This window comes from Domibacillus antri, assembly GCF_001936625.1.
Lineage (GTDB): Bacteria > Bacillota > Bacilli > Bacillales > Domibacillaceae > Domibacillus > Domibacillus antri.
In genome coordinates this window covers 102,834-117,250 of sequence record NZ_MSDU01000015.1, presented here as the reverse complement: position 1 = coordinate 117,250, position 14,417 = coordinate 102,834, and the positions used below count along the sequence as shown (strand labels likewise).

At 45.6% G+C, this 14,417-nt stretch carries 12 protein-coding genes; 10 read left to right on the top strand and 2 right to left on the bottom strand.

Features of this window, described 5'->3' with window-relative positions; genetic code table 11:
- Nucleotides 1-219: 219 nt before the first annotated feature.
- On the top strand, nucleotides 220-1,635 hold the full coding sequence (gene pepV / locus BTO30_RS08695; RefSeq protein ID WP_075398335.1) for a dipeptidase PepV: 1,416 nt from the start codon (nucleotides 220-222) through the stop codon (nucleotides 1,633-1,635).
- A 246-nt stretch (nucleotides 1,636-1,881) separates the two neighbouring features.
- Here pepV and cysK read toward each other — a convergent pair whose 3' ends face one another.
- Nucleotides 1,882-2,814, bottom strand: coding sequence for a cysteine synthase A (gene cysK / locus BTO30_RS08685; protein ID WP_075398333.1), 933 nt, complete (start codon nucleotides 2,812-2,814; stop codon nucleotides 1,882-1,884).
- A 145-nt stretch (nucleotides 2,815-2,959) separates the two neighbouring features.
- Between cysK and thpR the strand changes: the two genes are divergently transcribed.
- The 5 genes from thpR (at nucleotide 2,960) to trmB (ending at nucleotide 8,212) form a co-directional block, all read left to right on the top strand.
- On the top strand, nucleotides 2,960-3,508 hold the full coding sequence (gene thpR, locus BTO30_RS08680) for an RNA 2',3'-cyclic phosphodiesterase (protein ID WP_075398332.1): 549 nt from the start codon (nucleotides 2,960-2,962) through the stop codon (nucleotides 3,506-3,508).
- A 4-nt stretch (nucleotides 3,509-3,512) separates the two neighbouring features.
- Nucleotides 3,513-4,475 carry an NERD domain-containing protein gene (locus tag BTO30_RS08675; protein ID WP_075398331.1) on the top strand — a complete coding sequence of 321 codons (963 nt, stop codon included), beginning with the start codon at nucleotides 3,513-3,515 and terminating at the stop codon, nucleotides 4,473-4,475.
- Nucleotides 4,472-6,607, top strand: a complete 2,136-nt coding sequence (gene pulA / locus BTO30_RS08670) for a type I pullulanase (RefSeq protein WP_075398330.1) — start codon at nucleotides 4,472-4,474, stop codon at nucleotides 6,605-6,607. The genes BTO30_RS08675 and pulA overlap by 4 nt, the downstream gene beginning before the upstream one ends.
- Nucleotides 6,608-6,753: 146 nt before the next feature.
- Nucleotides 6,754-7,581: a phosphotransferase family protein gene (locus tag BTO30_RS08665; RefSeq protein ID WP_075398329.1), complete on the top strand. Its 828-nt coding sequence runs from the start codon at nucleotides 6,754-6,756 to the stop codon at nucleotides 7,579-7,581.
- Complete coding sequence (gene trmB, locus BTO30_RS08660) at nucleotides 7,565-8,212, top strand: tRNA (guanosine(46)-N7)-methyltransferase TrmB (RefSeq protein WP_075398328.1); 648 nt, start codon at nucleotides 7,565-7,567, stop codon at nucleotides 8,210-8,212. The genes BTO30_RS08665 and trmB overlap by 17 nt, the downstream gene beginning before the upstream one ends.
- Nucleotides 8,213-8,251: 39 nt before the next feature.
- Here the strand turns inward: trmB and BTO30_RS08655 are convergent, their stop codons facing one another.
- A complete protein-coding gene (locus BTO30_RS08655) occupies nucleotides 8,252-8,575 on the bottom strand; it encodes a peptidase M4 (RefSeq protein ID WP_075398327.1) in 324 nt (107 codons plus the stop codon).
- Between the two features lie 143 nt (nucleotides 8,576-8,718).
- On the opposite strand from BTO30_RS08655, the gene BTO30_RS08650 reads away from it, so the two are divergent.
- The 4 genes from BTO30_RS08650 to murC all read left to right on the top strand — a co-directional run bounded on the left by BTO30_RS08650 (nucleotide 8,719) and on the right by murC (nucleotide 14,381).
- The gene (locus BTO30_RS08650; RefSeq protein WP_075398326.1) at nucleotides 8,719-9,789 is read left to right on the top strand and encodes a M42 family metallopeptidase; all 1,071 of its coding nucleotides are present in this window, start codon (nucleotides 8,719-8,721) and stop codon (nucleotides 9,787-9,789) included.
- An 18-nt stretch (nucleotides 9,790-9,807) separates the two neighbouring features.
- Nucleotides 9,808-10,608, top strand: a complete 801-nt coding sequence (locus tag BTO30_RS08645) for a DUF1444 domain-containing protein (RefSeq protein WP_075398325.1) — start codon at nucleotides 9,808-9,810, stop codon at nucleotides 10,606-10,608.
- Between the two features lie 122 nt (nucleotides 10,609-10,730).
- Entirely contained in the window at nucleotides 10,731-12,923 is a 2,193-nt protein-coding gene (locus BTO30_RS08640) for a DNA translocase FtsK (protein WP_083632340.1), read from the top strand.
- A gap of 159 nt (nucleotides 12,924-13,082) precedes the next feature.
- Nucleotides 13,083-14,381 (top strand): UDP-N-acetylmuramate--L-alanine ligase, encoded by a 1,299-nt coding sequence (gene murC, locus BTO30_RS08635; RefSeq protein WP_075398324.1) that lies wholly within the window; start codon nucleotides 13,083-13,085, stop codon nucleotides 14,379-14,381.
- Nucleotides 14,382-14,417 lie beyond the last annotated feature (36 nt).

Below are 14,417 nucleotides of genomic sequence, written 5' to 3'. Positions count from 1 at the left end.
TTTACAAGATGGCATCTCTTTTTTGTCGTTTATTTATGGAAGATTATTCATAATCAACACGCGTGTTAAATTTACCCTTTTTTAATGATATTATGCCGTTAACCGGTAAAAATAATGGTTATAAATATATATTCAGAAAATTTAAAAATATCAATAAGGGAAGTGAAGTTGGTTTGCCGATTCGATCCATTGTAAAATATAGAGCATGGGGGGGTTTTAATGAATAAAACGAATTGGATGAATGAAATACTCGACCGTCGGGATCAGTTTACAGCCGATCTTCAAAAGCTTATACAAATTCCGAGTGTAAAAAGCGCAACGGGGGAAAAGAATGCGCCATTCGGAAAATCGGTGAAAGAAGCACTTGATTATATGCTGACCCTCGGTGAAACAGATGGGTTTACCGTAAAAAATGTAGACAATGTTGCCGGCCATCTTGAAATGGGTGAAGGAGAGGGGTTGATCGGCCTGTTATGCCACGTTGATGTTGTACCTGCTGGAGACGGCTGGACGCGGGAGCCGTTTGGCGGTGAGCTGGAATCCGGTAAAATTTTCGGCCGCGGGGCAATCGATGATAAGGGTCCGACGATGGCTGCTTATTATGCGATGAAAATCGTGAAAGAACTTGGTATTCCGCTTGAAAAGCGGGTACGGATGATTATCGGCACGGATGAAGAAAGTGACTGGCAATGTGTGGGCCGCTACTTTCAAACGGAAGAAATGCCGGATGCGGGCTTTGCGCCGGACGCAGATTTTCCGATTATTTTTGCGGAAAAAGGCATTGCGGACGCAGACGTGGAGCTGTTATTGCCAAAACCGGATCAAGCAGAGGTATCGATCACCAAATTTGATTCAGGCCTCCGTTATAATATGGTCCCTGATTTTGCCCGGGTCTCCTTGTTAATTGATCAAAACCATACACTTTTTTTGCAAAACTACACAGAATATATAGAAGAGCACCATTTGGATGGCAGCTATCATATTGAAAGCGGAATGGTTGTCCTTGAAATGAAAGGGAAATCTGCCCATGCAATGGAGCCTGATCTTGGTCAAAATGCCGCGCTGTCTTTAGCTGCTTTTTTGGACAGACAACGTCTCGATGCGGCGGGCGCTGCTTATATTCAGTTTATCATGCGTCATTTTTATGGGGACACGCGGGGGCATTCGCTCGGACTGGCCGCTGCTGACCCGGAAATGGGAGATGTGACATTAAATCCGGCGATTTTCCGGTATGAGAAAGAGAAGGTGGCGCATATTGGTATAAACATCCGTTACCCGGTGTCTTTTTCGTTTGACGATGAAATGACAAAGCTGACAAAGCGATTAAAAAAGGAACAAGCTGTTTGCCGCATTGTGTCAAACAGTGAGCCCCATTACGTGCAGCCGGATGATCCGTTTATCAAAACGCTAAAGTACGTATACGAAGAGGAAACAGGAAAAAAAGCGGAGCTGCTGTCCATCGGGGGAGGGACATATGCGCGGGCGTTGAAAACAGGTGTTGCATTCGGTGCGCTGTTTCCTGGCCGTCCGGATGTTGCGCATCAAAAAGATGAATATGCTTTTTTAGGGGATTTAATGCAGGCGGCCGCCATTTATGCGCGGGCGATTGTTGAACTTGCCGGAAAGAAAGAATAAATGGCGCAGCGGACAAAAAAGCCTTGCCGTTCATCAAAAAAGTGTCCCATAAGTGCGGAGGGAAGGCCGGATTGTGAGCCATTTAGGCCGATTTATGGATTTGAAAGCCGAATTCCGCCTCCTGAAGGCCCAAATGACAAGGAAACCGGCCTAAAATCAGAAAATCCGGCCCAAACTGCAAGAAATCCGGCTATAGAAATGAAAAGGGCTGTCTCCATCCATTTTGGAGACAGCCCATAAAGAGAATCATTCATATTGAAAGACGTCTGTTGATAAGTACCGCTCACCGGTATCGGGTGCAATGCAGATGACGATATCATCCTTTGTTAAGGTTTTGGCTGTTTCAATGGCCGCAAAACAAGTGGCTCCGCCGGAAGGTCCGAGCAAAATGCCTTCTTCGGCAGCTAAACGGCGTGTCATTTCATAAGCATCGTCATCTTCAATTTTAAAAATGGAATCGTACACATTTGTATTTAATGTCTTTGGTACAAAGCCGGGGCTCGTACCGACAAGTTTATGTTTACCGGGCTTGCCTCCTGATAACACAGGTGATCCGGCCGGTTCGACGACATGTACCTTTAATTCAGGATATTGCTTTTTTAATTCTTCACCTGTACCGGTAATCGTACCGCCTGTGCCCGCGCTGGCAATAAAGGCGGCAAAATGTTTGCCGATTTGATTGACTGCATCAATAATTTCAGCTGATGTTGTACCTCGGTGAGCATCGGGATTTGCCGGGTTGTCAAACTGCATCGGTATAAAGCTGTCTGGAATCTCTTTCGCCAGTTCGATCGCTTTTTGGATGGAGCCGGGCATTTTTTCATCGCCTGGTGTGAGAACGACTTCTGCGCCGTACGCTTTCAATATATTGATTCGCTCTTTCGTCATCGTATCCGGCATGACGAGAATGGCTTTATATCCGCGGGCAGCGGCATTCATTGCGATGCCTATACCTGTATTTCCGCTTGTCGGTTCGATAATCGTCGCACCGGGTTTCAGCTTTCCTGATTTCTCTGCTTCAATCATCATATTATAAGCGGCGCGGTCTTTTACGCTTTTGCTCGGATTATAAAATTCTAGTTTGACATAGACGTCCGCTCCATGTTCAGGTGACAGACGCTGTAATTTGACGACAGGTGTATCGCCGATCAAACTGGCTATATTATTTACTACTTTCATTTAAAGTCACCCTTTCCGTTTCCTTTTATTAAACCATATCATTTATATAAATCCAATGAATATACGCAGAATAAAAACCCTAAATGACTTTGTTTGTTTTTTGTTAAACTAAACAAAGAATAAGACGAAATAAGGAGTGGAAAACATGAAGCCGCATTATTTTTTCGCTGTGGTCATACAAGATGAAATAAAACAAGCGATTTTCCAGGAAATGAGCCGGCGTCATTTCCCGTTCAAACGGTTTACACATCCTGATGATTATCATATTACGCTGTCCTTCCTCGGCGGAGCGGAAAAGGAGAAACTTCAAAAAGCATGCTCCTATATCGAGAAAAGTCTAAAGGATATACAATCTTTTCCATTATCGCTAACATCGTTCCAGACGTTTGGACCATCATTATCTCCCCGTATTTTTTGGATGGGAACGGATGAACCGGAAGAGCTGTTTCACCTGCAGACAAAGGTGGCGGATTCATGCGGGGAAGCTGGTTTTGTTCTGGATAAAAAACCGTTCCGTCCTCACATAACCACAGCGAGAAAATGGTTCGGTGAGAAGCCTTATGAAGCAGCTGATGAACCGGAACGGCTTTCTTTTCACATCCAAGAAATCGCTCTGTATGAAACGAACAGTTTACACGAACCGCGGTATACGAAAAAATGGTCGTTTTTGTTAAACACGAGGAAAGAGGAATAATGCCATGGCGCAGTTAATAAAATTACAAAATTACATATCCCGATATGAACATGATTTATTTCATTATCCGGCCCGCTATGTCCGTCTGAAAAAACAGGAATGGGAAAAATTCCATGCAAATTGGGCGCATCAAAAAATGAACGCTTCCACGGCGCCTGCCAATCCGGAAGATGATTGGATGGTCGAACCTGAGAAAGAACGAAACGGTCTGTTTCGATCCCTGTTTTCAAAAAAAGAACGTCCAGAGCCTGAAATGGAAGAAGAGGTTCAAGACCCGGGAGTCGAGGCCATGTTATCGATAAAGGAAACAGAATCCCCTTTTTTGTACACAGAAGAAGATGCAAAAAAGCTGTTTGTGGAAAAAATGTATCATTTCCAGGTGAAATGGGCGAGCTCGACGCTTCTTCACCAGTCCCCGCTTGATCATAAATATTTTGTCGATGAACGGTTAAAATTTTTACTTAAGCGGCTGCCGGATACATTCCTTGTTTTATATGAACCGGTTTTTCGTTTTCAAAAAGCGGTCGTTGAACTGGATGTAGTCATGATCACCCCGGTTGAAGTTTGGTGCCTCACCTTTTTAGAAGAGCAGGATAACGCTGTTTTTGCCGGGGCTCCGGAGCGTTTTTGGACGAAACGCTATGGTGACCAGAAAATAAGGCTTCTCAGTCCGATTGTCCCGCTTTCGAGAACAGAAACGCTCGTCAAAAAGCTCTTACGCCATGAACAAATTGATATCCCGGTAAGAAAAGCGATTTTATCACGAAATGGCTATATTGATTATCCGGGTGCGCCAGCGGATATCGAATACATTGATAAGCGTGCGTTTGACACTTGGCTTCAATATATGAGGAACATGTCATCACCCCTTAAAACAATTCAGCTGAAAGCGGCAAAAGCGCTGCTTGATCATGCGGATACGATCAGCATCCGCCGCCCGGAATGGGAAGAGGAGGAATCCGAATGATTAACACCCGTCCATTTAACGCGTATTTAGATAAATTACATGAAGTGACCGTTCTTTTGCCAAAGCATTATTATAATGGACAATCGTCTTCTTTTTATATTGAGAGCGGACATGTCGTGACGAGAATGACAATTGTTGAAAAGCAGGAGCTTGAAACGACGGTAAAATATGTCTGCCGTGCGCCGGAAATGCCGGCATTTGGGACGGAGCATGTGATTCTCGATGAGCGGCTGATGCGGACGGATCTGCAAATGGGCGGGGTCATCCGAACGGAAGAGTTCGATCATTTATTTTATTATGACGGGGAACTGGGTGCGGTATACTTGCCTCATAAAACTACGTTTCGCGTGTGGGCGCCGACGGCAACGGAGGCATTTGTGAAATTTAAAGAACATACGGACAGCCCGCTCCGCTATATACCTATGGAGCGGGGTGTATCCGGCACATTTGAAGCGGTACTGAATGAAAATGCGGAAGGTTATTTCTATCATTACCAGGTGCGCATTAATAATGTCTGGCATGAGGCGGTCGATCCTTATGCCAAAATGGTATCCGTCCATAGTGAATGGGCACGTGTTGTCAATGAGGACAAGATGAATGTCCCGAGGTATACACTGCCGCCCTTTTCTTCGCCGCTGGATGCCATCATTTATGAAGCCTCGATTCGTGACTTGTCTGTTCAGCCCGAAAGCGGCATTAAACAGCGGGGAATGTATCTTGGATTGACGGAAGAAGGTACACAAAGTCCGGATGGGCAGCCGACAGGGATTGATTATGTAGCCTCTCTCGGTGTGACACACGTTCAGTTTATGCCGTTTTTTGATTTTTTCGGCGTATCGGATATTGACTCCACAGCAAATTATAATTGGGGCTATAATCCCCTTTATTTTAATGTCCCGGAAGGCAGCTTCAGTACAGATCCGTCGGATTTATACGCCCGTTCGGTTGAATTGAAGAAGATGATTGAAGTGTTCCATCTAAAGGGGCTGCGGGTTATTATGGATGTTGTATATAATCATGTTTTTGTCCGGGAAACGTCCTCTTTTGAGCGGCTGGTGCCTGGTTATTTTTTTCGGCAAGGTCTGGATGGAATGCCATCAAACGGTTCGGGGTGCGGCAACGATTTTGCATCAGAGCGGAAAATGGCGCGGAGATTTATACTCGATTCACTCGAATATTGGATGACAGCGTACAATGTTGACGGATTCCGGTTTGATTTAATGGGGCTCTTGGACGTGGAAACGATGCAGGAAGCGGTTAAACGGATGCGTACGCATAAACCGGACGCTGTGATTCTCGGGGAAGGCTGGGATTTAAACACGGCGCTTCCAGCGGAGAAAAAAGCGACGATTCAAAATGAAGGGCAGCTTCAGGAAGCGGCGTTTTTTAACGACCGGTTCCGGGACACCATTAAAGGCAGTACATTTCAATTATTTGAAACGGGTTTTTCATTAGGCAATACACAGCTGATGGATCATGCATTTGCCGCTTTTACCGCAAACGCAGGGTGTGCCGGTATTGACCGCTTGTTTCATTCGCCGGCACAGTCAGTAAACTATGTCGAATGTCATGATAATTATACCCTTTGGGACAAACTTGAAGCTTGTTTTCCGGGGGATGTCATTCAAAATAAGCGGAAACATCGGCTCGCAACCGCATTCGTTCTATTATCACAGGGCATTCCGTTTTTACACGCAGGTCAGGAGTTTTGCAGGACGAAGTATGGGGTTGAAAACAGTTATACGAGTTCGGATCTCATTAATCAGATCGACTGGCGCCGGCGCGGTGAATATATTGACAATGTTGAATATGTGAAAGGATTAATTACTTTGCGGCATAAACATGGCGCTTTTCGCCTTCGCTCAGAAGAAGACATTTGCCATCATACTGTCAAATGGCCGTCCAATGCAGACACGCTGTCCATCTGGCTCAAAGATGTCGGGCAGTTTGGGGAATGGTGTGATCTTCTTCTTTCCTTTAATGCCGGTGCCTCTACTTCGAGCTTTTCACTTCCGGAAGGAGCAGGATGGAATCAAATCGTATCCGGTTCAAAAGCGGACATCACGCCATTCGAAACAGGACTGATGACCGGTCATGTGGATGGATTTAGCTGTGCGGTTTTTATCCGGTAGATTCTTGTCGAATTGAGCTGGCAGAAAGCGTGTATTCGTGATACAATACTTCATACGATAAAAGGAACGAGAATAGTAAATAAAAAAGACAGCGATTGTTTTTCGAAGCGGCTGCTGTCTTTTTTTTATGAAAAAGGTGAGGCATTGTGGAACATTTTCTTGGCGGAGACTGGGAGATCACGCCGGCAGGAGGCGTAACCGGAAAAGCATTTTTTGCTAGACATGGAGGGAAAGAGCTGTTTTTAAAACGGAACTCTTCGCCTTTTCTTGCTATGCTTTCAGCCGAGGGAATTGTTCCGAAACTCGTCTGGACGAAGCGGCTTGAAAATGGGGATGTCATCTCCGCACAGCATTGGATGAACGGACGTGAATTGGCACCGGGCGAAATGGAATCCGGGCGTGTAGCAAGATTGATGGGGAAAATTCATTCATCGAACCCGCTTTTGTCGATGCTAAAGCGGCTCGGGAAGCAGCCATTTTTGCCGTCGATGATGCTGAATGAAATATACTCCCGGATCGGTATGCTGTATACGCATCCGGATGTTGCGGCAGCCGTCCGGTTTCTTGAAACGCAGCTGCCCTCTGTGCCTGAATCCCAATTTGTTGTCTGCCATGGCGATGTCAATCACCATAATTGGCTTTTATCCGATGAAGACGAGCTTTTTTTAATTGACTGGGATGGAGCGATGATTGCCGATCCCGCGATGGATATTGGCACGCTTCTGTTTGGCTATGTCGAACGTGAAAAATGGACAGACTGGCTTTTGGAATGCGGATATGATTTGACCCCGTCTTTTTTTCGGCGGATGAAATGGTATGCCGTGGCGCAAATGCTGCTGTCGATTGAATGGAACCGGGACAAAAGCCGCTTTCATGAAATGAATCGAATGATTGCGGCACTGCACGGGTTAATGCTGGATGATCATAATTTATTTGGAAATGGAGAGACGAAGCAAGATGCGTTTAAGAAATAAACCGTGGGCACGTGAAAAAATTGAGGCGCACCCGCAATATATTATTCCGGAGCCGGAAAAAGCAAAAGGACGCTGGCATGAAGTGTTTGGCAACCATAATCCCATTCATATTGAAGTGGGAACCGGAAAAGGACAGTTTGTCACCGGGATGGCGAAACAAAACCCGGACATTAATTACATTGGGATCGAGTTATATGAAAGTGTTATTATTACCGCACTGGACCGTTTAATTGAAGCGGATTTGCCGAATTTGAAATTATTGAATGTTGATGGGGCTGATCTTCTTCATTATTTTGAAAAGGGGGAAGTGGGCCGCGTCTATTTAAACTTCTCTGATCCGTGGCCGAAAACGCGCCATGCGAAACGCCGGCTGACCTATAAATCGTTTTTGAACCTGTACGAATCACTTATGCCGGAAGGCGGCGAAGTGCATTTCAAAACGGATAATCAGGGCCTTTTTGAATATTCATTGAAAAGCTTTTCGGAATATGGCATGCTGCTCACATTTGTCAGCCTCGATCTTCATAACAGCGGATTTGAAGGAAATGTGATGACGGAATACGAAGAAAAGTTTTCCGCGATAGGACAGCGTATTTACCGGTCTGAAGCGAAATTTCAGCCGCGTACATAAAGAAGCTCAAACGGTCTCAGCCGTTTGAGCTTTTTTATGTTAATTGACGGACTGTACGTTTAAAAGCGACCCTGTTTTGGCATCCGCCGCAAATTCAAATTGTTCATTGCCGGTTTCACCTGGACGGGAAATGCCGCCTTTATACACCAGCACACGAAAGCCATTATTTTCATATTCTTCCGGTTTCATTTGAATCCAGGAACCGTCCACCGGTCCGTTTTGTTTAAATGTTTCTTTTACTTGCTTCAAAACTTTTTCAGGCGGCACGTTCATCGACTCAGACGTTTGTTTTTGAATAAGATAGGCTGCCGCTGCACCGGCGGCTGCACCGATCCAAAAAGCTGTACGATCAAACTTTACCATGTTTCATCCCCCTGTTTTTCTCGTATTCTGCTACTCAAGTATACAGGATTTCAGCCATTCAGAAAACCAAAATGCGCTTCGTTCCAATCTTCGGCCTATTTCCGTTATAATGAGGAAAAGAATAGCACGAGAGGGGACTTATCATGAATCAGGAAACGAAAGACATGTTTCAAACGCTAACAGAACTGCCGGGTGCACCGGGAAATGAACATGCGGTGCGCGCATTTATGAAAAAAGAAATGGAGCCATTTGCGGATTCGATTATACAAGACAACCTAGGCAGTTTGTTCGGCGTAAAAAAGGGAGATGACAACGGTCCCCGGATTATGGTAGCCGGTCATATGGATGAAGTGGCGTTTATGGTCACCGCCATAACCGAAAACGGTATGATCCGATTTCAGACACTTGGCGGCTGGTGGAGCCAGACGATGCTTGCCCAGCGCGTGCAAATCTATACGAAAAACGGTCCGGTGGAAGGGGTTATTTCGTCCACGCCTCCTCATTTGTTATCGGAAGACCAGCGTAATAAACCGATGCAAATAAAAAATATGCAAATCGATATTGGCGCAGATGACAGAGCGGATGCCGAAACGATTGGAGTGAAACCAGGACAGTCCATTTTGCCGGCGTCGGCGTTTACACCGCTTGCCAATCCGAAAAAAATTATGGCCAAAGCATGGGACAACCGGTACGGATGCGGACTTGCGATTGAATTGTTAAAAGAAGTGCACGGTCAAACATTGCCAAATATGCTGTATTCCGGTGCAACAGTACAGGAAGAAGTAGGGCTGCGCGGAGCTCAAACAGCCGCCAATTTAATTAATCCTGACTTATTTTTTGCCCTTGATGCAAGTCCGGCAAACGATGCTTCCGGAAATAAAAATGAATTTGGCCAGCTTGGAAAAGGAGTTCTTTTGCGTATTTTTGACCGGACAATGGTCACGCATAGCGGAATACGTGAATTTGTCCTTGATACAGCGGAATCAAATGACATTCCATATCAATATTTTGTTTCGCCGGGCGGAACGGATGCCGGGCGTGTCCATACATCTGGAAACGGTGTGCCAAGTGCGGTCATCGGCATTTGTTCCCGATACATTCATACACATTCATCGATTATCCATACGGACGACTACGATGCGGCAAAATCACTGCTTGTCAAATTAGTGACGTCGCTTGACAAGTCGACCGTCGATACAATCAAAAACAGCTGAAAGAAGGAATGACGTTTAATGTCTACAATGAAACTGAAAAGAAAGCTTGAGGAAGCATTAAAAAAAGAGAACCGGACGCTGTTCTTTGATCGGGAAAAAGAAGAAATGCGCGTGGAAAACAGCGATACGAAAAAAGGGGTTACCGTCGCACTCGGCGGCATTCTGGCAAAATTCGAGGGAAATGTTGAAAAAGCAGCGGAAGAGACGATTTATTACGTCAATGAAGCGCTGAATGCGTTTGATGGCAGCGGAAGAAAGGAAGAGAAAGAAAAGCGGATTTTTCCGGTCATCCGCGCCGCTTCGTTCCCGAAAGAAGCTGAAGAAGGTGTGCCGCTATTTTATGATGAACATACGGCAGAAACACGCATTTATTACGCTGTGGACTTAGGGTCTACATACCGGCTGATTGATGAAAAATTAATGGAGAAGGAGAATTGGACAGCGGAGCAGATTCGGGAAACTGCCCGTTTCAATCTGCGGTCACTGCCGCTGGAAGTGAAACAGGATACCGTTGCCGGCAACGTGTTTTACTTTTTAAATTCCAAAGACGGATACGATTCAAGCCGCATTTTAAATGATCGGTTTTTAAAAGAAATGAGCGAAAAAATTGAAGGCGATATGACCGTTTCGGTTCCGCACGGCGATGTGCTTATTATCGGCGATATCCGCAATGAAACGGGGTACGATATTTTGGCCCAAATGGCGATGAGCTTTTTTGCTGCGGGCCGTGTGCCCATTACTGCCCTCTCATTCATTTATGAAAATGGACATCTTGAACCGGTGTTCATTTTAGCGAAAAACCGTCCGAAAAAAGACTGACTTCCTTGTGAGGACAGTCTTTTTTCTTCCCCTTCTATTTTCCCAAAATTCCGTTTTTCTGTTAACAAATCTCACATTGCTGTTACAATGAAAAAGACTTCAACTAGAAAGAGTGGTTAAGGATGAGCTTATTTAAAAAGATTCTCTCCTACTTTAGAGAAGAAATTTATATCATTGATGAAGAAGAACTGGAACAGCCGAAAAACGAAGAAATAAAAAAAGAAGAAGCATTAATTGATCCTCGTATAAAAGAGCCGGTTCAGCCGGAAAGGAAAACGGAGCGTCATGTGCCATTAAATAGTGCTCTGCCGTCTGCACAGCAGATTTCAGCCCGTGTTGCTTACCGCTATCCGACAGTAAAGCGCGGGATTGATCATGCTGAGCCCCGCACAAGACATCTCCGTCCTGAACCGGAATGGGAAGAGCCGGTTCAGCGTTATGAACAGCCAGCGCAGTCACCGGCTGCCCGTGCAGCACCCCGTCCGTTTCGTCCGACGGAAATCCCGTCTCCGATTTACGGCTTTCGTGCCCGTCCGGTAAAAGAAGATGTGCGGGATACCTCCAGTGAAAATCAGGAAGAGAAGCAGGAACCTCTTCTTCTATTCACGAAAGAACAGGCAAACCGCCCGCTTAAACTTGAAAAACCGGCAGCGAAGGAAACGGTACTGGAAGAAAAACCGGTCGAAATTGTTGAAAAACCCGCACTTGTTAATAATGAAACAGGCAAACTGCCGCCGGCTGACCGTCCGGCACGTGCAAGAGAACGGCGTCATTCCCCGTTTAATGTCGTCATGCTGAAAAAAGACCGTGAAAAACTGGCCGCACCTGCATTGAAGCCAGCTCCGCAGGAAGTGAAAAAACAGGCCCCGGCTGTCATCGATACGGCATTAAACCGGCCGCCGCTGTCTTTTTTAACGCCGCCTGCTAAGAAGACCGTGGATGCTGCGTGGGTCCGTGAAAAAACAAAGCGGTTAAACGATACGTTTAAAAGCTTTAACATTGAGGCAGAAGTAACGGGCGTGACGACCGGCCCGGCAATTACCCGATTCGAAGTGACACCATCGATTGGCGTTAAAGTGAGCAAAATCGCGAGTTTATCTGATGATATAAAGCGCAGCCTTGCTGCAAAAACGCTCCGGATTGAAGCACCGATTTCGGGAACAGAAGTGGTGGGCATCGAACTGCCGAATGATCAAAGCCGTCCGGTTTTTATAAGCGAAATCATCAGCCACAGTGAATTTCAGATGGCGGAATCTCCGCTCGCGTCAGCGCTCGGCCTCGATATTGCGGGTGCCCCGGTTGTGCTCGACCTGCAAAAAATGCCGCACGGACTCATTGCCGGTGCGACCGGTTCCGGCAAAAGCGTGTGCATTAATTCAATCTTGGTGAGCCTTCTTTATAAAGCAGCACCGCATGAATTAAAGCTGTTATTAATTGACCCGAAAATGGTAGAATTGACACCTTATAACGGTATTCCCCATTTAGCAAGCCCGGTCATTACGGATGTAAAAGCCGCAACGGCCGCTTTGAAATGGGCAGTTGAAGAAATGGAACGCCGCTACCAGCTGTTTGTCCATGCCGGTGTTCGTGACGTTGCGTCCTACAATGCGAAAGTGAAAGAGTCGGAATTTAATGAGCCGCATTTACCGTATCTCGTGATCGTTATTGACGAGCTTGCCGATTTAATGATGATGGCTCCGGCTGAAGTAGAAGAAGCGATTTGCCGGATTGCCCAAAAAGCGCGCGCGTGCGGTATTCATTTAATCGTTGCCACTCAGCGCCCATCTGTTGATGTCATTACGGGCCTTATTAAAGCAAATATCCCAACGCGCATCGCTTTTTCCGTGTCGTCTCAAATTGATTCACGAACCATTTTGGACAAGGTTGGTGCTGAAAAACTGCTTGGCAAAGGAGATATGTTATTTTTAAATAATGGTGCGAGCGAGGCTGTGCGGTTGCAGGGGACGTTTGTTACAAATGAAGAAATTGATGAAGTGGTCCGTTTTGTCCGTGAACAGCAAAAGCCTGATTATTTGTTCAAACAAGAGGAACTGCTGCAAAAAGCCACCGTACAGGATGAAGAAGATGAATTGTTTCAGGATGCATGTGAATTTGTGGTCCGGCAGGGAGGTGCCTCCACATCGATGCTCCAGCGAAAATTAAAAGTCGGCTACAACCGCGCGGCGCGTTTAATTGAAATGATGGAAGAACAGGGGCTCATCTCCGGTCAGCGTGCCGGCCGTCCGCGTGAAGTGCTCGTATCGGAAGAAGAATTTTTTGCTTTTCTTGAAGAGACAAATTCAAAGACCATGTAATAAGCCGGTGCTGATGCGCCGGTTTTTTCAAGCGGCATAGTCACGTTTTGAAAAAAGTGCTATAATGTACAAATGCAATGAATAGCTATAAATTGTTTCAAAGTTAACGATGATACATATACTGTATGAAACAGGCTAGAAAATGTTGGAGGTTTAATGATGACAACCTATCATTTTGTTGGAATAAAAGGATCGGGAATGAGCGCCCTCGCACATATTCTTCATGATAAAGGATATAAGGTACAGGGTTCAGATATCGAAAAAACATTTTTTACACAAAAAGCGCTTGAAGAAGCCGGCATTCTTATATTGCCGTTTAATGCGGACAATATTCAATCGGGCATGACGGTGATTGCCGGAAATGCCTTCAACGATGAACATGAAGAAATTAAACGGGCTGTTGAAATAGGCATACCGGTTATTCGCTATCATAAATTTTTAGGGGATTTTATTCAAAACTTCACGAGTGTGGCGATTACCGGCTCACACGGTAAAACATCGACGACGGGCTTAATGGCGCATGTAGTCAGCGGCGCGGCGCCGACATCGTATTTAATTGGAGACGGGACGGGGCGCGGAGCCAAAGAGGCTAAGTATTTTGCATTCGAAGCGTGTGAATACCGCCGCCACTTTTTATCGTATGCACCGGATTATGCAGTAATGACAAATATTGACTTTGATCATCCGGATTATTTTGCCGACATTGATGATGTCTTTTCTGCTTTTCAAGAAATGGCGAAACAAGTAAAAAAGGGAATTTTCGCCTGTGGTGATGACGAATATTTACAGGGCATTCAAGCGAATGTACCGGTTGTTTTTTATGGCTTCGGAGATGAAAATGACTTCCAGGCCCGCAACGCATCATTTGATGAAAACGGCACAACGTTTGATGTGTTTGTACGAAATGAATTTTATGCGACGTTCCGTATTCCGGGGTACGGCGATCATAATATTTTAAACGCACTTTCTGTCATCGGACTCTGTCATTATGAAGAAATTGATACGGACATTGTGAAGGAACGCTTACTTACGTTTTCTGGCGTAAAGCGCCGTTTTTCTGAAAAGAAGGCGGGCGGTCAAGTGTTGATTGATGACTATGCGCATCATCCGACCGAAATTCGGGCAACGATTAATGCAGCCCGTCAAAAATATCCGAACCGTGAAATTGTCGCCGTTTTTCAGCCGCATACATTCTCGCGGACGCAAACATTCCTTGATGAATTCGCAGACAGCTTAAACAAAGCGGATGCCGTTTATTTGTGTGACATTTTCGGCTCTGCCCGGGAAAATCACGGCAAGCTGACGATTGAAGACCTGCAGCAGAAAATTCCGGGTGCCCGTCTGATCAAAGAAGAGGGAACGGCGGTTCTTGCTGAACATAAAGACAGTGTTCTCATTTTCATGGGCGCCGGGGATATTCAAAAGTTCCAGGCTGCCTATGAACAGGAAATAATGTAAAAGCAAAACGCCCTTCGCCGAAAATCGGCGAAGGGC